At 62.5% G+C, this 19,508-nt stretch carries 19 protein-coding genes and 1 tRNA gene; 9 read left to right on the plus strand and 11 right to left on the minus strand.

Annotated elements, in window-relative coordinates:
- Window positions 1-324: 324 nt before the first annotated feature.
- The 5 genes from CO671_RS24460 (at window position 325) to CO671_RS24480 (ending at window position 3,100) form a co-directional block, all read left to right on the plus strand.
- Window positions 325-708 carry a TIGR02300 family protein gene (locus tag CO671_RS24460; RefSeq protein ID WP_038686030.1) on the plus strand — a complete coding sequence of 128 codons (384 nt, stop codon included), beginning with the start codon at window positions 325-327 and terminating at the stop codon, window positions 706-708.
- Window positions 709-856: 148 nt separating this feature from the next.
- Window positions 857-932: transfer RNA gene (locus CO671_RS24465), tRNA-Ala, on the plus strand.
- A gap of 101 nt (window positions 933-1,033) precedes the next feature.
- A complete protein-coding gene (locus CO671_RS24470; RefSeq protein WP_097608071.1) occupies window positions 1,034-1,327 on the plus strand; it encodes a GIY-YIG nuclease family protein in 294 nt (97 codons plus the stop codon).
- Window positions 1,328-1,522: 195 nt separating this feature from the next.
- Window positions 1,523-2,245, plus strand: a complete 723-nt coding sequence (locus tag CO671_RS24475; protein WP_097608072.1) for a YoaK family protein — start codon at window positions 1,523-1,525, stop codon at window positions 2,243-2,245.
- A gap of 66 nt (window positions 2,246-2,311) precedes the next feature.
- Entirely contained in the window at window positions 2,312-3,100 is a 789-nt protein-coding gene (locus CO671_RS24480; RefSeq protein WP_097608073.1) for a YdcF family protein, read from the plus strand.
- Window position 3,101: 1 nt separating this feature from the next.
- Here the strand turns inward: CO671_RS24480 and CO671_RS24485 are convergent, their stop codons facing one another.
- The gene (locus tag CO671_RS24485) at window positions 3,102-3,575 is read right to left on the minus strand and encodes a hypothetical protein (RefSeq protein WP_097608074.1); all 474 of its coding nucleotides are present in this window, start codon (window positions 3,573-3,575) and stop codon (window positions 3,102-3,104) included.
- Between the two features lie 113 nt (window positions 3,576-3,688).
- Between CO671_RS24485 and CO671_RS24490 the strand changes: the two genes are divergently transcribed.
- Window positions 3,689-4,324, plus strand: coding sequence for a trimeric intracellular cation channel family protein (locus CO671_RS24490; RefSeq protein WP_064681607.1), 636 nt, complete (start codon window positions 3,689-3,691; stop codon window positions 4,322-4,324).
- Window positions 4,325-4,405: 81 nt separating this feature from the next.
- Here CO671_RS24490 and irrA read toward each other — a convergent pair whose 3' ends face one another.
- A complete protein-coding gene (irrA, locus tag CO671_RS24495; RefSeq protein ID WP_038692124.1) occupies window positions 4,406-4,825 on the minus strand; it encodes an iron response transcriptional regulator IrrA in 420 nt (139 codons plus the stop codon).
- A gap of 301 nt (window positions 4,826-5,126) precedes the next feature.
- Between irrA and fabA the strand changes: the two genes are divergently transcribed.
- From fabA to fabI, 3 genes are read left to right on the plus strand one after another with little or no spacing between them, the layout of a single operon-like run.
- Window positions 5,127-5,642, plus strand: coding sequence for a 3-hydroxyacyl-[acyl-carrier-protein] dehydratase FabA (gene fabA / locus CO671_RS24500; RefSeq protein WP_097608075.1), 516 nt, complete (start codon window positions 5,127-5,129; stop codon window positions 5,640-5,642).
- Between the two features lie 45 nt (window positions 5,643-5,687).
- Window positions 5,688-6,920, plus strand: a complete 1,233-nt coding sequence (gene fabB, locus CO671_RS24505) for a beta-ketoacyl-ACP synthase I (protein WP_097608076.1) — start codon at window positions 5,688-5,690, stop codon at window positions 6,918-6,920.
- A 4-nt stretch (window positions 6,921-6,924) separates the two neighbouring features.
- Complete coding sequence (gene fabI, locus CO671_RS24510) at window positions 6,925-7,731, plus strand: enoyl-ACP reductase FabI (RefSeq protein WP_064821104.1); 807 nt, start codon at window positions 6,925-6,927, stop codon at window positions 7,729-7,731.
- A gap of 94 nt (window positions 7,732-7,825) precedes the next feature.
- On the opposite strand, the gene CO671_RS24515 is transcribed toward fabI, so the two are convergent.
- The 9 genes from CO671_RS24515 to nusA form a co-directional block, all read right to left on the minus strand.
- Window positions 7,826-8,842: a class I SAM-dependent methyltransferase gene (locus CO671_RS24515; RefSeq protein WP_097608077.1), complete on the minus strand. Its 1,017-nt coding sequence runs from the start codon at window positions 8,840-8,842 to the stop codon at window positions 7,826-7,828.
- A gap of 130 nt (window positions 8,843-8,972) precedes the next feature.
- Entirely contained in the window at window positions 8,973-11,111 is a 2,139-nt protein-coding gene (gene pnp / locus CO671_RS24520) for a polyribonucleotide nucleotidyltransferase (protein ID WP_097608078.1), read from the minus strand.
- Between the two features lie 348 nt (window positions 11,112-11,459).
- Window positions 11,460-11,729: a 30S ribosomal protein S15 gene (gene rpsO / locus CO671_RS24525; RefSeq protein WP_064693303.1), complete on the minus strand. Its 270-nt coding sequence runs from the start codon at window positions 11,727-11,729 to the stop codon at window positions 11,460-11,462.
- Window positions 11,730-11,879: 150 nt separating this feature from the next.
- The gene (locus CO671_RS24530; protein WP_097608079.1) at window positions 11,880-12,731 is read right to left on the minus strand and encodes an alpha/beta hydrolase; all 852 of its coding nucleotides are present in this window, start codon (window positions 12,729-12,731) and stop codon (window positions 11,880-11,882) included.
- Window positions 12,732-12,863: 132 nt separating this feature from the next.
- The gene (truB, locus tag CO671_RS24535) at window positions 12,864-13,796 is read right to left on the minus strand and encodes a tRNA pseudouridine(55) synthase TruB (RefSeq protein ID WP_010030782.1); all 933 of its coding nucleotides are present in this window, start codon (window positions 13,794-13,796) and stop codon (window positions 12,864-12,866) included.
- A 12-nt stretch (window positions 13,797-13,808) separates the two neighbouring features.
- A complete protein-coding gene (gene rbfA / locus CO671_RS24540) occupies window positions 13,809-14,213 on the minus strand; it encodes a 30S ribosome-binding factor RbfA (protein WP_010030783.1) in 405 nt (134 codons plus the stop codon).
- Between the two features lie 160 nt (window positions 14,214-14,373).
- Window positions 14,374-17,115 (minus strand): translation initiation factor IF-2, encoded by a 2,742-nt coding sequence (infB, locus tag CO671_RS24545; RefSeq protein WP_097608080.1) that lies wholly within the window; start codon window positions 17,113-17,115, stop codon window positions 14,374-14,376.
- Between the two features lie 102 nt (window positions 17,116-17,217).
- On the minus strand, window positions 17,218-17,910 hold the full coding sequence (locus CO671_RS24550; RefSeq protein ID WP_010027166.1) for an RNA-binding protein: 693 nt from the start codon (window positions 17,908-17,910) through the stop codon (window positions 17,218-17,220).
- Window positions 17,907-19,508: a transcription termination factor NusA gene (nusA, locus tag CO671_RS24555; RefSeq protein ID WP_097608081.1), complete on the minus strand. Its 1,602-nt coding sequence runs from the start codon at window positions 19,506-19,508 to the stop codon at window positions 17,907-17,909. Before nusA ends, CO671_RS24550 begins: the two co-directional genes overlap by 4 nt.

Raw genomic sequence — 19,508 nt, forward strand, 5'->3', positions numbered from 1 at the left:
CAATCCTGGAGCAGGGCGCTTACGGGCCTCGACGCGGCGCCACACGTGGCATAATGCTTTGTAAAGGCGCAGCATTTCCTTCGCAAGCCCGCCCTTTCCGGCGACCGTCTCCGTCCGCTTCCGCAGCCGCCGCGCCCCGTTGCGAGAGGGACGCCGGCCGGGCAGCCGCCGGTGCCGGAAATACCCGGCACGGCGATGATAAAGTTTGGCTTTGACATGCGAAGCCGCAGCGATTAAGGGGACCGGCTTATAAATTCCGATGGAACGCCGGCTTGAACGGCATTTTGCCGAATCGCGGATTCGGCCATTCTCACGAGGCTTATAGTGGCGAAAGCGGAACTTGGAACCAAGCGCACCGATCCGGAAACCGGCAAGAAGTTCTACGATCTGAACCGGGATCCGATCGTTTCTCCTTATACCGGCAAGTCCTACCCCCTGTCCTTCTTCGAGGAAACCTCGGCAATCGCCGACGTCGCCGAAGAAGACGAGGTTGCGGAAGTCGATACCGAAAACACCGAAGTCGAACTGGTCTCGCTGGAAGATGCCGATGACGCCGCCGGCGGCGACGACATCCCCGATATGGGCGACGACGATGTCGAAATCGAAGGCGATGACGACGACGATACCTTCCTGACGCCCGACGAAGACGATGACGATGACGACATGAGCGACATCATCGGCGTGACCGGCGACGAAGACGAAGTCTGACGGCTGCATTCCGGCCCGGTGAGGAAAAAATTCTCCGGGCCGGTTTTTTAGGCTTGCTATCTCCGAAAACCGGAAGTAATAAGCCGCCACCCCAGAGGCAACGCCCTCCGGAGTATCCCAGGACCGGCCACGCCGGACCACCTTTGATGGGGCTATAGCTCAGCTGGGAGAGCGCTTGCATGGCATGCAAGAGGTCAGCGGTTCGATCCCGCTTAGCTCCACCACGCTTTGCCCTTACGGGCTTCGCGTGGCACAGCCGCGAGAAACCGTTAGGCCGAAGCAGTGCCCGGCATAGCCCGAAGGGCGACGACGGGCTGAAACGCTGATGTGGTACGTCTATATTCTCCGCAGCGTCGATTTTCCCGATCAGGAATATACCGGCTCTACCGCAGATCTGCAGCAGCGCCTTGCGGCGCACAATGCCGGCAAATCCACCCACACCGCCAAATTCGCGCCTTGGAATTTGCTCTGGTATTGCGCCTTTCCCGACAAGTACAAAGCGCTTGAATTCGAAACCTACCTGAAATCGCATTCCGGTAGAGCTTTTGCCAGCAAGAGATTGGTCCAGCCGAATCAGACTCCGGATCATCTCATGAAACAGCAGACCGATTCCGAATAGCCAGAAAAGGCCTCCAGCGGCGTCTGTGGAGACCGGCGCACCCTCCAACGTCTGACGATCCCTTTGATCTATAGTGATAGCGTCGGCGAAGCTTGGCTCCGCCCCATTCCTTGCCAATCCTCTTTGCCAATTCCTCAATGAAGAGGATTTATCCTGCTGCCGGAACTCAGTGATTCCACTTCAGGACCTTGAGCAATGACCAGAGCAAGACGCCGCCGTATCATCCGCACCCGACGCACCCTGACCGGACTCGCCCTCGTCGGCGCGATTTCGTTTCTGGCCGGCATGACCGATGCGACCGGCCTGCTGCTGACCGGCGATTTCGTTTCCTTCATGACCGGCAACACGACGCGGGCGGCCCTCGCCTTGAGCGACGGCAATCTTTTTCACGCGGCGGTGCTGATCTCGGCCATTCTCGTTTTCGTGCTCGGCAACGCGGCCGGCATCGTCATCGCCCATGTCTCGCAGCGCCGGATTTTCGTCGTGCTCGGCTGCGTCGGCCTCGTTCTGGCGCTCGCCTCGATGACGACAGGGCAGAGTTTGATGCTGGCGCGCTTTTCCATGATCGTCTTTTCCATGGGCATGGTGAATGCCGCCGTCGAACATATCGAAGGCCTGCCGATCGGGCTGACCTATGTCACAGGTGCGCTGTCGCGTTTCGGCCGCGGCATCGGCCGCTGGATAATCGGCGATCGTCGGATCGAATGGACGATCCAGATCGTGCCCTGGGGCGGCATGGTGCTCGGTGCGATCGCCGGTGCCGTCCTGACGCGGCTGACCGGCGCGCATGCCTTGTGGCTGGTCTCGATCTTTGCCATGGCGCTGGCGCTTGCCGCCATGTTCATTCCCCGGCCGCTTCAGCGGCGCTTCAACCAGAAGCTCGCGCCGCACCGCTCGGCCGCTGTCCGCGGCGAATAGAAGCGTCGCGTTCCTGTTACCGTCGAATCGGATAGAAGGGTCGCGGTCATCCCCAAGGAGTAGATCTTGTTCCTGATTTCGAAGCTCGTCTGGATTTTTGGCCAGCCGCTGTCGCTGGCGTTCCTTTTCGTCTTCTTCGCCCTCATCGCCAGCCTTCTGCGCTGGCGTGCCTTGAGTATCCTTGGCGCAGGCGCGAGCGCCCTCATCCTCTTCGTCACGCTCTACACCACGGCCGGCAACCTCATGATGCAGGGCCTCGAGCAGCGCTTCGCCAAGCCCGCCGCCGATCCGGAGAACCTGCAATGCATGATCGTGCTTGGCGGCGCCTTCGAAAATGAGGTGAACACGGCGCGCCACGGTATCGAATTCAACGGCGGCGCCGACCGCTTCGTCGAAGCCCTGCGGCTGGCGCAGAAATTTCCCGACTCGCGCATTCTCGTATCTGGCGGCGATGGCTCCATCTCCGGCATCTACGAAGGCGACGCGGCGGCATCCGAGCGGTTCTTCCCGCTGTTCGGCATCGGCAGGGAGCGGCTGATCGAGGAGCGGCAGTCGCGCACCACCTTCGAAAACGCCGTCAACACCAAGGAATTCCTGGCAGGCCAGGGGCTTTCCCATTGCCTGCTGATCACCTCGGGTTTTCATATGCCGCGTTCCGTCGGCATCTTCCGCAAGCTCGGCATCGATATCGTGCCCTGGCCGACCGATTATCGCACCGACGGGCAGGTGAGGCCGGGCCTGGATTTCACCCAGCCGAACCTCAATGCCCAGAACATGGCGACGGCGATCCGCGAGTGGTACGGCCTGGTCGGCTATTACCTCGCCGGCCGGACGTCGGAGCTCTATCCCCGCTGAGTCACTTCTTCGAGATGGTGACGAATTTCGTGCCGCGCACGCGCGCCGTCACGATGCAGGGGTCACCTTCGGTGCGGTCGCAGAACCGCGGATGCATCTTCATCGCCAGCACCATGTTGCCGAAGCGCTGGACGAAGTCGTAGCCGTAGATCTGCGCCGTCGCGATCATGAAATAACCGCCTTCGGCGACCTGCAGGTAGAAATTATAGGTGCAGCCGTCCTCATTGCATTGCGGCCCCTTCTGCCCGTCGCAGCTGAGCAGGCCTTCGTTGACCACCGCGTCGATCAGCCCGTCATTGTTGATGTCCTGCCGGGTGATGAAGCCGTCGGCGAATTCGGCCGCCTTGCACTGCTCCTGGAAATGCTTCTTCTCGTAGATCTCCGGGTCGGAGATCAGCGACTGCTGGCCGAAGGCCGCAGCCGGCATGATGAGCAGCAGGACGATATTCAGAACGGCGAGCACCAGCGTTTTCACGGGCTTTCCTCTTTTGGATAAAGCTCTTCAGCTCGCTTTATGGCCGCTCCGCCTTGCGCCGCCCTTGCCGCCGTGGTTCTTTCCGGAAACTGTTCGCCGGCTCCGGGGTCCGCATGTCCTTGCTCGTCTATCTCGATTATGCCGGCATTGCGCTGTTTGCCGCGACAGGCGCGCTCGCAGCCTCGCGCAAGCAGCTGGATCTGATCGGCTTTCTGTTTTTCGCCATGGTGACGGGAACCGGCGGCGGCACCGTGCGCGATATCGTGCTCGGCCGCGTGCCGGTCTTCTGGGTGCTGAACCCCGGCTATATTCTCGTCTGCTGTATCATGGGCGTCATCGTTTTCTTCACCGCTCACCTGCTGGAATCGCGCTATCGCCTGCTGATCTGGCTGGATGCGATCGGACTGGCCGCCTATTGCGTGCTCGGCGCCGCCAAGGGACTTGCCGCCACCGGATCGCCGACCATCGCCATCGTCACCGGCACGTTGACGGCGACCTTCGGCGGCATCCTGCGCGATCTGATGGCAAACGAGCCTTCGGTGCTGCTCAGGCCGGAAATCTATGTGACGGCAGCCCTTGTCGGCGCCGGCGTGTTCACGCTTGCCAATGGGCTGGGGATGCCGCTTTATCTCGCCTCAGGCTGTGGCGTCGCAGCCGCCTTTGCCGTTCGCGGCGGAGCGCTGTGGTTCGGTTGGACCTTCCCGATTTACAAGCACAAGCCCGGCCGGCATCCCGACGATGTCATGTAGAGACCCAGCATGATGCCGAAAAGTGTAAGCGGTTTTCGGACGACATCATGCTCTAGCTATTTAAACTAGAACTGGATGCCGTCAGCCCCGCTTGGCCCGCAGGCGGATCACCACGTCGACATGGGCGATCTCCATGCCCTCGGGCGGCTCCGGCAGATTGGCGATCGTCAGGTTGCTGACGGGAATGTCGAGCACCTCGTTTTCGCCTTCGACGAAGAAATGATGGTGGTCGGACACATTGGTGTCGAAATAGGTCTTGGCGCTCTCGACGGCGAGAACGCGGATCAGACCGGCTTCGGTGAACTGGTGCAGCGTGTTGTAGACGGTCGCCAGCGAAACCGGCACGCCGGCGGCAACCGCCTCCTCATGCAGTTCCTCGACGGTCAGATGCCGGTCGCCCTTGGCAAACAGGAGGTCGCCGAGCGCGACGCGCTGACGGGTGGGACGCAAGCCTGCGCCACGCAGCCTTACCTCTATTGCGATCGGGAGTGCACCCGTCATCAAAACCAACTCCGGTTATTCCTGCATAAAGCAATCATGTTTCTTAAAGCGGTATAACTTTTGCATTGGAGCCTTTCAATAGTTCAATGGGGACAAGAGCCTGATAAACGCGGCAAAAACGGGCTTTTGACGCAAATAGGTCTGGTCGCGGCCCTGGCCTTCCTGTATGCGACCACCAAATAATGGCGTAGGCCTGGTCCGGGGCGATGAAGGAAGCTGCCTTGCTTGTGCTTCATTTTCTGAAGAACTTGGACTACACGTTCACATCCATCGGCTTCACGCGGGGGGAAAAATAAATTTTATGACAACCAGACAGTCCAGCTTCTCGTATGAAGAAATCATCGCTTGTGCTCATGGCAAGCTGTTCGGCCCCGGCAACGCGCAGCTGCCGCTGCCGCCCATGCTGATGGTTCACCGCATCACGGAAATTTCCGAAACCGGCGGTGCCTTCGACAAGGGCTATCTCAGGGCCGAATACGACGTACGCCCCGACGACTGGTATTTTCCCTGCCATTTCGAAGGCAATCCGATCATGCCGGGCTGCCTCGGCCTCGACGGCATGTGGCAGCTGACCGGCTTCTTCCTCGGCTGGCTCGGCGAGGAAGGCCGCGGCATGGCGCTTTCGACAGGCGAAGTGAAATTCAAGGGCATGGTGCGGCCGCATACGAAACTCATCGAATACGGCATCGACTTCAAGCGCGTCATGCGCGGCCGCCTCGTGCTCGGCACGGCCGACGGCTGGCTGAAGGCAGACGGCGAGACCATATACCAGGCGGCCGATCTTCGTGTCGGTCTATCGAAAGACAAGACCGCCTGAAACCGCATTTCGAGCGGCTGACGAAAACAACAAAGGTTTGATCAGATGAGACGGGTAGTTGTCACGGGTCTGGGTATCGTTTCCTCGATCGGAAGCGACGCGGCCGAAGTCACCGAATCCTTGCGCCAGGCAAAGTCGGGTATTTCCTTTTCCAACGATTTCGCCGAACACGGCTTCAAGTGCCAGGTCTGGGGCAGCCCAAAGCTCGGCCCGGCGGAACTGGCCGAACTGGTCGATCGCCGCGCCATGCGCTTCCTGTCGCAGGGCGGCGCCTGGAACCATGTCGCCATGAAGCAGGCGATCGCCGATTCCGGTCTGGAAGAGACGGACTACGCGCAGAACGAACGCGCCGGCATCATCATGGGATCCGGCGGTCCGTCCACCCGCACGCTGATCGAAGCGGCCGACATCACCGTCAAGAACAACAGCCCGAAGCGCATCGGCCCCTTCGCCGTGCCGAAGGCGATGTCTTCGACCGCCTCCGCCACGCTCGCCACCTGGTTCAAGATTCACGGCGTCAATTATTCGATCTCATCGGCCTGCTCGACCTCGGCGCACTGCATCGGCAATGCCGCCGAGATGATCCAGTGGGGCAAGCAGGACGTGATGTTTGCCGGCGGCCACGAGGATCTCGACTGGACGATGTCCAATCTCTTCGACGCCATGGGCGCCATGTCCTCCAAGTACAACGACACGCCCGACAGCGCCTCGCGCGCCTATGACGTCAACCGCGACGGCTTCGTCATCGCCGGCGGCGCCGGCGTGCTGGTGCTCGAGGAGCTGGAGCGCGCCAAGGCCCGCGGCGCCAAGATCTACGCCGAAATCGTCGGCTACGGCGCCACCTCTGATGGTTACGACATGGTCGCTCCTTCGGGCGAGGGCGCCATCCGCTGCATGCGCCAGGCGCTTTCGACCGTCAAAGGCGACGTCGACTATATCAACACCCACGGCACGTCGACGCCGGTCGGCGACAGCAAGGAAATCGGCGCTATCCGCGAGGTGTTCGGCGCCAGGATCCCGCATATCCAGTCGACCAAGTCGCTGACGGGCCATTCACTGGGCGCGGCCGGCGTGCAGGAATCGATCTATTCCCTGCTGATGATGCAGCAAGGCTTCATCGGCGAGAGCGCCCATATCAGCGAGCTCGATCCCGAATTCGAAGGCGTGCCGATCGTGCGCGAGCGTATCGACAATGCGAAGATCGATATCGCCCTCTCCAACTCCTTCGGCTTCGGCGGGACGAACGCCACGCTCGTCTTCCAGCGCCATAACGGATAATAATATGACTGGAATCATGCAGGGTAAGCGCGGCCTCATCATGGGCGTCGCCAACAACCACTCGATCGCCTGGGGAATTTCGAAGGCCCTCGCCGCACAGGGTGCGGACCTCGCCTTCACTTATCAGGGCGAGGCGCTCGGCAAGCGCGTCAAGCCGCTTGCCGCCGAAGTCGGCTCGGATTTCGTGCTCCCCTGCGACGTCGAGGACATCGCCTCGGTCGATAGCCTGGTCGATGCGATCGAACAGCGCTGGGGCAAGCTCGATTTCATCGTTCATGCCATCGGCTTTTCCGACAAGAACGAGCTGAAGGGTCTCTACGCCGATACGACGCGCGAGAATTTCAGCCGCACCATGGTCATTTCCTGCTTCTCCTTCACCGAGATCGCCAAGCGCTGCGCGCCGTTGATGGAAGACGGCGGCGCGATGCTGACCTTGACCTACAATGGCTCGACGCGCGTCATCCCGAACTACAACGTCATGGGCGTCGCCAAGGCAGCGCTCGAGGCTTCGGTGCGCTATCTCGCCGCCGATTACGGCCCGCGCGGCATCCGCGTCAACGCCATATCCGCCGGGCCGATCCGCACGCTCGCCGGCGCCGGCATCTCCGATGCGCGCGCGATCCTCTCCTGGAACCAGCGCAATGCGCCGCTGCGCAAGACCGTGACCATCGATCAGGTCGGCAACTCGGCGCTCTACCTGCTTTCGGACCTTTCCGCCGGCGTCACCGGCGAAATCCACTTCGTCGACGCCGGTTTTAACGTCACCTCCATGCCGACCCTGGATACGCTGCGCAGGGCTGACGTCGAGTAGACGCCGCTCATCGAAATTCAAAGGCCGTGCGCAGAGCCTGCGCACGGCCTTTTTGTTTTCGTGATGGGGAGATCGCTTCGAACCCGCCTGAGCCTTATTTCTTCGCCCACAGCACCTTGAAGCGCGCATTGCGGCAGGTTTCGCCGCTTTCCCTGAATTCCGCCGCCAGAACCGGCTCGTAGGGCAGGCCGCGATTGGCGACGAGCAGCAGGCGGCCGCCGCCGCGAAGCGCGGATGCGGCGGTCTTGATCATCGCCTGGCCGAGCGACGGCTCGGCGGCATGGCCCTCATGGAAGGGCGGGTTCATGATGACGAGGTCGTATTTGTCCTTGACCGGCTCGCCCGCCAGATCGTGCCAGAAGAAGCGCGCAGGCGCGTTCGGGCAGTTCTCCGCCATATTGTCCCGCGCAGCCTCCAGGGCCGCGTGATTGGCCTCGTAGAGGTCAAGGCGCCCCAGTCCGCGCGATCTCTGCGCCATCTCGACGGAGAGATAACCCCATCCCGCGCCGAAATCGGCGACGTCGCCGGTAAAATCCTGCGGCAGGCGCGAGGCGAGCAGCTCCGATCCGGCATCGACGCGGTCATGCGAGAACATGCCGGCTGTCGCATGGAAGCGGTCGTCGACGCGCACCGGCGCTTTTGCCAGCTTGGAAACGATGTCGCCGGCATCGGCCGGCCGGCCGAACCAGAAGGCGACGCCGTGATATTTCGGCATATGGTCGATGGCGAGGCCGAACCCTTCCAGGCGCTTGCGCAGCGGCTGGATGCCGTCTTCCTTGGCCCCGGCAACGACGATCAGCCCGCCTGCCCGCGTGCGGGCGATGGCGGCGGCCAGATTCGCCTCGTTCTCGCCCTTGTGCTTGGTGCAGAGCACGAGTGCGGCGTCATAATCCTCGCCGTCGATCTCCGGCTTGGCGTCGATCCGCTGCGCCAGAAGCTGGCGGTAGAGCGGCCGGAAGCCCTGGACGGCGCTGAGCGAGGCGGCAAAGCCTTCGGGCAGCTGAAAGCCCGCCTCGGCGCCGAGAAACAGCACACGCTCGCCCTCGCCGGGCGCCTCGACTGTGCCGCTGGCAAAGGGATGGAACAGGGTCTTCAGCGTCTCGCGGCTCATGGGTCTCGTCTCGTTAAAGCATGTCGGGCAAAAGTGTGCAGCGGTTTTGCGACCACGACATGCGCAAAACCAGGATACAAAAAGGGCGCGGAAGATTCCCGCGCCCGGAATTCAATCTGGGAGACGCGGCTTATTCGGCCGCTTCTTCCTTCTTCTTCTCGTTCGCGATCTCCTGGCCGGTGGCCTGGTCGACGACCTTCATCGACAGGCGAACCTTGCCGCGTTCGTCGAAGCCGAGCAGCTTGACCCAGACCTTGTCGCCTTCCTTGACGACGTCCTGCGTCTTGGCAACACGCTCGGAAGCGAGCTGCGAGATATGGACGAGGCCGTCGCGGGCGCCGAAGAAGTTGACGAAAGCGCCGAAGTCGGCGGTCTTGACGACGGTGCCTTCATAGATCTGGCCGATTTCAGGCTCGGCAACGATCGAGTGGATCCACTTGCGGGCCGCTTCGATTTCCTTGCCGGAAGAGGAAGCGATCTTGACGGTGCCGTCGTCCTCGATGTTGATCTTCGCACCGGTCTTTTCGACGATTTCGCGGATGACCTTGCCGCCGGAGCCGATGACTTCGCGGATCTTGTCGACCGGAATGTTCATGACTTCGATGCGCGGAGCGAATTCGCCGAGCTGGCCGCGGCTTTCGGTGATCGCCTTGGACATTTCACCGAGGATGTGGGTGCGGCCGCCCTGGGCCTGGCTGAGCGCGACCTTCATGATCTCTTCGGTGATGCCGGCGATCTTGATGTCCATCTGCAGCGAGGTGATGCCGTCGGCCGTACCTGCAACCTTGAAGTCCATGTCGCCGAGGTGGTCTTCGTCACCGAGGATATCGGAGAGAACAGCGAAGCGGTCGCCTTCCAGGATCAGGCCCATGGCGATACCGGCAACCGGCTTGGCAAGCGGAACGCCGGCGTCCATCAGAGCGAGCGAGGTGCCGCAGACGGTCGCCATCGAGGACGAGCCGTTCGACTCGGTGATCTCGGAGACGACGCGCAACGTGTAGGGGAACTGCTCGGCGGACGGCAGCATCGGACGGATCGCGCGCCATGCGAGCTTGCCGTGGCCGATTTCGCGGCGGCCCGGGGAGCCCATGCGGCCGGTCTCGCCGACGGAGTAGGGCGGGAAGTTGTAATGGAGCAGGAAGCGTTCCTTGTACATGCCCGTCAGGCTGTCGACATATTGTTCGTCTTCGCCGGTGCCGAGCGTGGCAACGACGATTGCCTGGGTTTCGCCGCGGGTGAACAGCGCCGAACCATGGGTGCGCGGCAGAAGCCCGACTTCCGAAACGATCGGACGAACGGTTTCGAGGTCGCGGCCGTCGATGCGGCTCTTGGTGTCGAGAATGTTCCAGCGGACGATCTTGGCCTGCAGGTGCTTGAAGATCGCGCCGACTTCCTCGGCCGTGTAGCGGGCTTCGCCTTCCTCGGGGAGGAAGTGGGCCTTCACCTTCGCCTTGACGGCGTCGACGGCGGCGTAGCGGTCGGCCTTCTGGGTGATCTTGTAGGCTTCACGCAGTTCGGCTTCGGCAAGACCGAGCATTTCGCTTTCGAGCGCGGAATAGTCTTCCGGCTGGAAGTCGCGCGGCTCCTTGGCGGCAACTTCGGCGAGCTTGATGATGGCGTCGAGAACCGGTTGGAAGCCCCTGTGACCGAACATGACGGCGCCGAGCATGACGTCCTCGGGCAGTTCCTTGGCTTCGGATTCGACCATCAGCACGGCGTCGTAGGTGCCGGCGACGACGAGGTCGAGGCTCGACTCGTCCATCTCGTCGAGATGCGGGTTGAGAACATATTCGCCGTTGATGTAGCCGACGCGCGCACCGCCGACCGGGCCCATGAACGGAACGCCGGAGAGCGTCAGCGCTGCCGAGGTCGCGACCATCGACAGGATGTCGGGGTTGTTTTCAAGGTCGTGCTGGATGACGGTAACGACGACCTGCGTGTCGTTCTTGTAGCCTTCCGGGAAGAGCGGGCGGACCGGACGGTCGATCAGGCGGGAAACGAGGGTCTCGTTTTCGCTCGGGCGTCCTTCGCGCTTGAAATAGCCGCCGGGGATCTTGCCGGCTGCATAGGTCTTCTCCTGGTAGTTGACGGTCAGCGGAAAGAAGTCCTGGCCGGGCTTCGGCGCCTTGGCCGAAACGACGGTGGCGAGAACGACGGTTTCGCCGTAGGTGGCGAGAACGGCGCCGTCGGCCTGACGGGCGATCTTGCCGGTTTCAAGCTTCAGCGGGCGGCCGGCCCACTCGATTTCCACGGTGTGTGTATCAAACATATCTTGTCCTTCAATGCGGGAGCACGCGCCATCGCCGATATCAGGGCGCAGCGCACAGTCGACCGCAATCAATGCGACGTATCACGGGCAAGACAACGGGAGGCTTTTCGTCTCAGCTTCCTCAGGAACCCTTGTCCCCGGGAAATCGGGCCAAAGCTTCGAGAAGCTCTGGCCGAAAGCATCCGGCAATCCTGCCCCATGACAGGTCAGCGGTTGGTTTGGCAGAACCGGCCCATCCGGGTCCGCCGGTCGTTCCTCCGCTTGAGATAGGGCGCGGCCGGAACATTTCATCGGAACATCGTCCCGAAACAGATCCGGCGGACGCTCGAAAGCGCCCGCCGGACAATCTTAGCGGCGGATACCCAGGCTGGTGATCAGCTTGGAGTAGCGGCCTTCATCCTTCTTCTTGAGATAATCAAGAAGCGAGCGGCGGCTCGAAACCATCGTCAGCAGGCCACGGCGGGAATGGTTATCCTTCTTGTGGTCCTTGAAGTGTTCGGTCAGGTTGTTGATGCGCTCGGTCAGGATCGCGACCTGGACTTCCGGCGAACCGGTATCGCCTTCAGCGGTTGCGTATTCCTTGATCAGCGCAGCCTTGCGCTCAGCAGTGATCGACATCGGATGGTCCTTTCTATGAGAGGAGAAGAAGTCGCCAAAAGCCGGGATGCCGTCCAGCTTTGGCCGCGAATGCAATCGAGCGTACCCGATGCTGGCGCTGCCTATAAACCAAATAAGCAGCGATGGAAAGAGGGAGCGCCGCAGCAGCTTTCAGCGGCCCGTCATGGCGTCCCGAATCATCGCATTATAGCCTGCAGGATCCTGCAGCATGGCGAAATGGCTGGCGTCTTTCAGGATGACGAGCTTTGCGCCCGGAATTTCTTTGGCCATCATCTCGGTATGATCGAGCTTTACGGCCTCATCATGATCACCGATGGCAAGTGTGACCGGCAGCGTGATCTTGCCAAGCTCCGTCGCCGTCCAGTTCGGCTGCGTCGCCCACATCTGCGAAATCTGCGTAACGAAGGCGTCGTATTCGTTCGGTGTCGGCGACAGCTTCCGGTATTGTTCGCCGGCGACGCTGATGTATTCGTTGAAGGTCTTGTTGCTCAAGACGTCGGGCTTGACGCCGTCCGTGGTGACATTGGCAGCCTGGGCAATGACCCGCGTCAGCTTTTCCGGATATCTCATCGCCATGTCGATGCCGATGATGCCGCCGTCCGACCACCCGACGAGCGTCACCTTGTCGATCTTCAGATAATCGAGCAGGGCGACATAGTCCGATGTCATCAGATCGTAGCCGAAGGGCTGCTGGCTGCGCGTCGAGCGGCCGTGACCGCGGCTGTCGGCAACGATGACCAGATGATCCCTGGCGAATTCGGCGATCTGGCGACCCCAGACGCCGGTATTGCCAAGGCCGCCATGGATGAAGAGGATCGGATCGCCTTCGCCATATTCGGCATAATACATCCTGATGTCGTTCACATCAGCCATGCCGCTCACCTTCGGCGCGGGCATGGCGGGAAAGGCCGGGAGCCCGGCCCAGCGCTCGCCGGATTGCGCGCCGGCGACGGTCAGGAACATCGAAAAGAACGTCAGTATTCCAATTGCGATTGCGCGCATAATTTTCCCCTCGGGCCACCATGGCCCCTCGGGCCGCCACGGCCCCTCGGGCCGCCACGGCCCCTCGGGCCGCCACGGCCCGAAAGGAAGATATCGCATCGCGATCGTCTGGCAACCGTCAGCTGTACAGACTCAGGCGAAAACCCGCTTTGGGCGAAACTCGCCCTGGCCGATCTCGCCGATCGCGATCAGCCGGCCGCGGGCCGTCGCATAGGCTTCGCTTTCGGCGATCGGCGCATCGCGGCCGCGCACCAGGATCGGATTGCCCATCTTCAGCCGGTGCGCCTGGTCGTCGTTGATGACGAGGTGGGGCAGGGCGGAAAGCGCTTCGCACGTGTCGATCAGCAATGCATCGAGGGCGGCGAGCCGCTCATCCATGTCTTCGATCGCTTCGAGCGCCACGAGATTGGCAAGCGGCACCATGGCTTCTTCCGCGAAAGGCGCGACGAAGGTGCGCCGCAGCCCTGATATATGGCCGTAGCAGCCGAGCTCGCGGCCGAAATCGCGGGCAAGCGCCCGGACATAAGTGCCCTTGCCGCATTCCACTTCGAAATGCGCGGTATTCGCATCCGGGCAGGCAAGCAGGGTCAGCCGGAAGATCTCGACTTCGCGTGAGGGAATCTCGACGGCTTCTCCGTCGCGCGCCAGATCATAGGCGCGTTCGCCTGCGATCTTGATGGCGGAAAACTGCGGCGGCACCTGGCTGATGGTGCCGATATAGCGGGGCAGGATATCGCGGATCTGCTGCTCGGTGGGGCGGCTTTCCGAGCTCTGGGTCACATCGCCTTCGAGATCGTCGGTGGCCCGCTCCTCGCCCCAGCTGACGGTGAATTCATAGATTTTCCGGCCATCCATCACATAGGGAACGGTCTTGGTCGCATCGCCGAGCGCGATCGGCAGCATGCCGGAGGCAAGCGGGTCGAGGGTGCCGGCATGGCCGGCCTTCTGCGCCTTGTAGAGCCATTTGAGCTTGGAAACGGCTTCCGTCGAGCCGAAATCCACCGGCTTGTCGAGGATCAGCCAGCCGGAAATCGGCCGGCCCTTGGGTTTGCGTGGTTTGGACATGCGTCTCTTCTGTTATTGTTCGTCGTTGTCGCCGTCGAGATCGCGGCTCACCTCGGGCGAACGCAAGAGCTCGTCGATCTTCTTGTAATTGTCGAAGCTGGTATCGTCGCGGAAACGCACCTCCGGCATGTATTTCATCTGCCGGAGCTGCGGCCCGAGCCGGCCGCGGATGAACTTCGCATGGCGGTTCAACGCCTCGATGACGATGCTGTGGTCGGAAACGCCGAGCGGCGTCACGTAAGCCGTGGCGATCTTGAGGTCCGGCGACATGCGCACTTCCGAAATCGAAATCACGGTCGCCTCGATGACGTCGTCGCGCACTTCGCCGCGCTGCAGCACCTGGGTGATCGCGGCGCGGACCTGTTCGCCAACGCGCAGCATGCGCTGCGAAGGCGCGGAGGATGTTGGTCTGGTCATTGTTATCTCTGTTTGCCGATGCGGCTGGGAATCGAACCCGTCAAAGGAGAGCGTCCATGACTCTTTTGGCTGCAAAGGTCAAGGCCGCCAGATACCAGAAGCCATCCGCCGGCTGGCGGATGGCTTCTGGAAAGCTGTTGTTGCGCGAGGCGCCCGACGGTTAGAGCGTGCGCGTGATGTGTTCGACGCGGAAGCACTCGATGACGTCGCCGACGCGCATGTCCTCGTAGTTTTCGAAGGCCATGCCGCATTCCTGGCCCATCGGCACTTCGGAGACTTCGTCCTTGAAGCGCTTGAGGGTCTTGAGCTTGCCTTCGTGGACGACGACGTCGTTGCGGATGAGGCGGACGCCCGCTCCACGCTCGACCTTGCCTTCGACGACACGGCAGCCTGCGACCTTGCCGACCTTGGTGATGTTGAACACCTCGAGGATCTCGGCATTGCCGATGAAGGTCTCGCGCCGTTCCGGCGACAGCAGGCCCGACATCGCCGCCTTCACGTCATCCACGAGATCGTAGATGATGTTGTAGTAGCGGATTTCGAGGCCCTGGCGCTCGGCGAACTGGCGTGCCTGCGCATTGGCACGAACGTTGAAGCCGATGATGGCGGCGTTCGAAGCTTCGGCGAGCGAAATATCCGATTCGGTGATGCCGCCTGCGCCTGAATGGACGATGCGGGCGCGGACTTCATCGGTGCCGAGCTTTTCCAGCGCGCCGGCAATCGCTTCGATCGAGCCCTGCACGTCGCCCTTTATGACAAGCGGGAACTCCTTGATACCGGCGCTCTGGCGCTGGATCATCATCTGTTCCAGCGAGCCGCGCTGGCTAGACTGGCGGGCAGCCGCCTTGTCGCGGGCAAGACGCTGACGGTATTCCGAGATTTCGCGGGCGCGGCTCTCGCTTTCGACGACAGCGAACTTGTCGCCTGCCTGCGGCGTGCCGGAAAGACCGAGGACCTCGACCGGAGTCGCGGGACCGGCTTCCTTCACATGGTCGCCCTTGTCGGTCACCAGCGCACGCACACGGCCCCAGACATCGCCGGCGACGATGATCTGACCCGGACGCAGCGTGCCCTTCTGGACGAGCACGGTCGCGACCGAACCACGGCCGCGGTCGAGCTGGGCTTCGATAACGGTGCCTTCCGCCGTCCGGTCGGGATTGGCCTTGAGGTCGAGAATTTCGGCCTGCAGCAGGATCGCCTCGAGCAGCTTGTCGAGGTTCTTGCCTGTTTTGGCCGAAACCTCGACGTCGAGCACTTCACCGCCCATGGTTTCCACGAAGACTTCGTGCTGCAGCAGCTGGTTGCGGACCTTCTGCGGATCGGCCTCGTGCTTGTCGATCTTGTTGATCGCAACGATGATCGGAACGCCAGCCGCCTTGGCGTGGTTGATCGATTCGATCGTCTGCGGCATGACGCTGTCATCGGCCGCGACCACCAGGATCGCAATATCGGTCGCCTGCGCGCCGCGGGCACGCATCGCCGTGAAGGCGGCGTGGCCGGGAGTGTCGATGAAGGTGATCTTCTGGCCGTTCTGCTCCACCTGATAGGCGCCGATATGCTGGGTGATGCCACCGGCTTCGCCGGAAACCACGTTGGCATGTCGGATGGCGTCGAGCAGCGAGGTCTTGCCGTGGTCGACATGGCCCATGATGGTGACGACGGGCGGGCGCGAAACCAGTTCGCCGGCCTCGTCGGAGACGTTGAAGATGCCGAGTTCGACATCGGACTCCGATACGCGCCGGACAGTATGGCCGAATTCGCCGGCGATGAGTTCGGCAAGGTCGGCGTCGATGACGTCGCCCGGCTTCATCATCTGGCCTTCCTTCATCAGGTACTTGATGACGTCGACGGCGCGTTCGGACATGCGCTGCGACAGTTCCTGAATGGTGATGGTTTCGGGCAGGATGACTTCGCGGGAGATCTTCTCGCGCGTTTCCTGCATCTGGCTGCGGCGGAATTTCTCCTGCCGGCGGCGCATTGCCGAAAGCGAACGGCCGCGGGCGTTGTCGTCGCCGTCCGCGTCGGCGGTGGTAATGGTCAGCTTGCCGCGGCGGCGCTCTTCATCCGTCTTCGGACGCGTCGTCACCGGTTTTGCGGGTTCGGGGCGAACGACGCGGCCACGGGCGGGACCGCCGCGGGCTGCGCCACGATCTTCGTCTTCCGTTTCAGGGCGACGGCCACGGGCACCGGCCGGCGCGGCGGCGCCTGGCGCCGGACGGGCGGCAGCGGGGGCTGCGGCATCGGGCCGGCGTGCAGCCGCAGGCCGCGGAGCCTCCGAACGAGCTTCGGCGGCGACGGGAGCCGGTGCTGCCTCAGCGGCTGCCGGTTCGACGACAGCGGGTGCCTCGGCCTGCCGGGCAGCCTCTTCGGCTGCCTTGCGGGCGGCTTCTTCTGCTTCGGCTGCCTTGCGGACAATCTCCTCGGCGGCACGGCGCTTGTCTTCCTCGGCGCGGCGGATCGCGTCCTGGGCGTCACGCGCCTGGGATTCTGCCAGCGCGCGGCGGCGGGCGTCCATCTCCTCAGGCGACAGATGGTTCAGCACGACAGGGCGCGGACGGTCGTTCGAGCGCTGCGGCTGATAGGACTGCTGCGGACGCTGGTTGGTCTGGCTGTTGCCCGGCTGGTGAACCCGCGGCGCCGGTGTCGGCTGCGGCGGACGCGCCTGAACGGGCGCCGGCGCCGGTTCGGCTGCGCGGACCGGGGCTGCCGGGGCAGCGGGCGTGATCGGCTTTTCGTCTTCCGGGCGCATCGGGCGCCGCTTGCGGGTCTCGACCACGACCGCCTTGGTGCGACCCCGACCCATATCCTGGCGAACGGTGCCCTGGCTCATCCCCGATGGTTTCAGGGTAAGCGTCTTTTTGCCCGTCACGCTGATTGTCTTGTCGTCGTTACTATCGGTCATTCGTTCCCGTTCCTTCGGACAGGGAGCGATGACTAGATCAGACCCTGTCGTTCAAATACTGTCGATCAATGAGAATGAGACCGGCCGATGCCGGTGACCGTCTCATTGTTTTTGCCGGCCAGCGCCGCCCGCTGCCCGGGACTGACCGCCAATACGGTACTGTTCGAGCATCTTTGCGCGCTTCACTACACCCTCACCCGCCTGCCCTGCAAGCACTGCGGCATGGATAAAAGCATTCTGGCCCATCAGGCCTTCCATTTCGCTCTCCGAGAAGAAGCGGTAGGAAGGTATCTCCTCCTCGGTCTCCATTCCGAGGTGCCAGGCCTTGCGGGCCTGGTCGATTTTCCTCACACCGTCGTCCGCCGCGTCAGTTGCGTGGAACACCGCAATGGCTGCTCCGCTTCTGACCGCGGCGTCCACTTTCGAGGAGCCGCTGATGAACTGGCCGGCTTTGCGCGCCATGTTCATCATCTGCATCAATTGCGCCGCCAGCAGCCGGTCGACATTCGCGCCGAGATCGTCCGCGGCCTTCACGTCGCTTTTCAGCGCACGGGCGAAGAGCTTCTTCGCCACTGCTCTGTCGACCAGCGATCGGTCGGCTTTCACCCAGCAACCGCGTCCCGGAAGCTCGCGCTTCAGGTCGGCGACGACGGTTCCGTCGGGAGCCGCGACGAAGCGGATCAGCTCATCCGGCGATCCGCTTTCGCGCGTCACGATGCACATGCGTCCGTTCACGTCATAACCTGCAAGATCGTCGTCCTGAGGGAGAGCGTCCGGCTCATGCGCGGTCATCATGCTTCCTGTTCGGCTTCGGTGACCTCTTCTTCGGTCCCCTTCGCCAGGTCCTCTTCGGTGATCCAGCCGGCCGCAAGCCGAGCCTGGACGATCATCTGTTCGGCTTCGACGCGCGAGACGTCGAACTTCGAGAACAGGCCCTCGAACTTCTTCGTTTCGCCGTTCTTGCGCTCCGTCCAGCCGACGAGATCATCGGCGGCGCAGCCGGCAAAGTCCTCGATCGTCTTGATGCCGTCTTCGCCGAGCGCCACCATCATCTGGGCAGTCATGCCGTCGATCCCGCGCAGCTCGTCCTCAACGCCGAGCGCCTTGCGCTTCTCGTCCATCTCGGCTTCGAGACGCTCGAGGAATTCGCGGGCGCGCTGCTGGATTTCCTGCGCCGTCTCTTCGTCGAAACCGTCGATCGAGGCGATTTCGTCGAGATCGACATAGGCCAGTTCCTCGACGGCGGCAAAACCTTCCGAGGCCAGAACCTGGCCGACCATTTCGTCGACGTCGAGCGAATCCATGAACAGGTTGGTGCGCTCGTTGAATTCCTTCTGGCGGCGCTCCGATTCCTCGGCCTCCGTCATGATGTCGATATCCCAGCCGGTCAGCTGCGACGCCAGGCGGACGTTCTGACCGCGGCGGCCGATCGCAAGCGACAGCTGCTCATCGGGAACCACCACTTCGATGCGTTCGGCATCCTCGTCGAGAACGACCTTGGCGACTTCGGCCGGCTGCAGGGCGTTGACGACGAAGGTCGCCGGATCCTGCGACCACGGAATGATGTCGATCTTCTCACCCTGAAGCTCGCCGACGACGGCCTGGACGCGCGAGCCGCGCATACCGACGCAGGCGCCGACCGGATCGATCGAACTGTCGTTCGAGATGACGGCGATCTTGGCGCGCGAGCCCGGATCGCGGGCGACCGACTTCACCTGGATGATGCCGTCGTAGATTTCAGGTACTTCCATGGTGAAGAGCTTCACCATGAACTGCGGATGCGTGCGCGACAGGAAGATCTGCGGGCCACGCTGTTCGCGGCGGACGTCATAGACATAGGCGCGGACGCGATCGCCATAGCGCACGTTCTCGCGCGGGATCATTTCGTCGCGGCGGATGATGCCTTCGCCACGGCCGAGATCGACGATGACATTGCCATATTCGACGCGCTTGACGGTGCCGTTGACGATTTCGCCGACGCGATCCTTGAATTCGTCGAACTGGCGGTCGCGCTCGGCTTCACGCACCTTCTGCACGATCACCTGCTTGGCCGACTGTGCGGCGATGCGGCCGAAATCCATCGGCGGCAGCGGATCGGCAATGAAATCGCCGAGCGCGGCGTCCGGGTTGCGGTCGCGGGCAAGTTCCAGCGGGATCTGCGTCGAATAATCCTCGGCCTTGTCGACGACTTCGAGCAGGCGCTGCAGCCGGATTTCGCCGGTCTTCGGATTGATGTCGGCGCGGATGTTGGATTCGGTGCCGTAACGCGAGCGTGCCGCCTTCTGAATGGCATCGGCCATTGCGGCAAGCACGATCTCGCGGTCGATGACCTTTTCGCGCGCCACTGCATCTGCGATCTGCAGAAGTTCGAGCCGGTTCGCACTGACTGCCAT

It is taken from the genome of Rhizobium sp. M10, from assembly GCF_002531955.1.
In the GTDB taxonomy this organism is placed as follows: domain Bacteria; phylum Pseudomonadota; class Alphaproteobacteria; order Rhizobiales; family Rhizobiaceae; genus Rhizobium; species Rhizobium etli_C.

Coding starts and splice junctions, on each gene's coding strand:
- CO671_RS24470 (WP_097608071.1), top strand. CDS start 1,034: ATGTGGTACGTCTATATTCTCCGCAGCGTCGATTTTCCCGATCAGGAA.
- CO671_RS24475 (WP_097608072.1), top strand. CDS start 1,523: ATGACCAGAGCAAGACGCCGCCGTATCATCCGCACCCGACGCACCCTG.
- CO671_RS24490 (WP_064681607.1), top strand. CDS start 3,689: ATGTCCTTGCTCGTCTATCTCGATTATGCCGGCATTGCGCTGTTTGCC.
- irrA (WP_038692124.1), bottom strand. CDS start 4,825: ATGACGGGTGCACTCCCGATCGCAATAGAGGTAAGGCTGCGTGGCGCA.
- fabA (WP_097608075.1), top strand. CDS start 5,127: ATGACAACCAGACAGTCCAGCTTCTCGTATGAAGAAATCATCGCTTGT.
- fabB (WP_097608076.1), top strand. CDS start 5,688: ATGAGACGGGTAGTTGTCACGGGTCTGGGTATCGTTTCCTCGATCGGA.
- fabI (WP_064821104.1), top strand. CDS start 6,925: ATGACTGGAATCATGCAGGGTAAGCGCGGCCTCATCATGGGCGTCGCC.
- CO671_RS24515 (WP_097608077.1), bottom strand. CDS start 8,842: ATGAGCCGCGAGACGCTGAAGACCCTGTTCCATCCCTTTGCCAGCGGC.
- pnp (WP_097608078.1), bottom strand. CDS start 11,111: ATGTTTGATACACACACCGTGGAAATCGAGTGGGCCGGCCGCCCGCTG.
- rpsO (WP_064693303.1), bottom strand. CDS start 11,729: ATGTCGATCACTGCTGAGCGCAAGGCTGCGCTGATCAAGGAATACGCA.
- CO671_RS24530 (WP_097608079.1), bottom strand. CDS start 12,731: ATGCGCGCAATCGCAATTGGAATACTGACGTTCTTTTCGATGTTCCTG.
- truB (WP_010030782.1), bottom strand. CDS start 13,796: ATGTCCAAACCACGCAAACCCAAGGGCCGGCCGATTTCCGGCTGGCTG.
- rbfA (WP_010030783.1), bottom strand. CDS start 14,213: ATGACCAGACCAACATCCTCCGCGCCTTCGCAGCGCATGCTGCGCGTT.
- infB (WP_097608080.1), bottom strand. CDS start 17,115: ATGACCGATAGTAACGACGACAAGACAATCAGCGTGACGGGCAAAAAG.
- CO671_RS24550 (WP_010027166.1), bottom strand. CDS start 17,910: ATGATGACCGCGCATGAGCCGGACGCTCTCCCTCAGGACGACGATCTT.
- nusA (WP_097608081.1), bottom strand. CDS start 19,508: ATGGCAGTCAGTGCGAACCGGCTCGAACTTCTGCAGATCGCAGATGCA.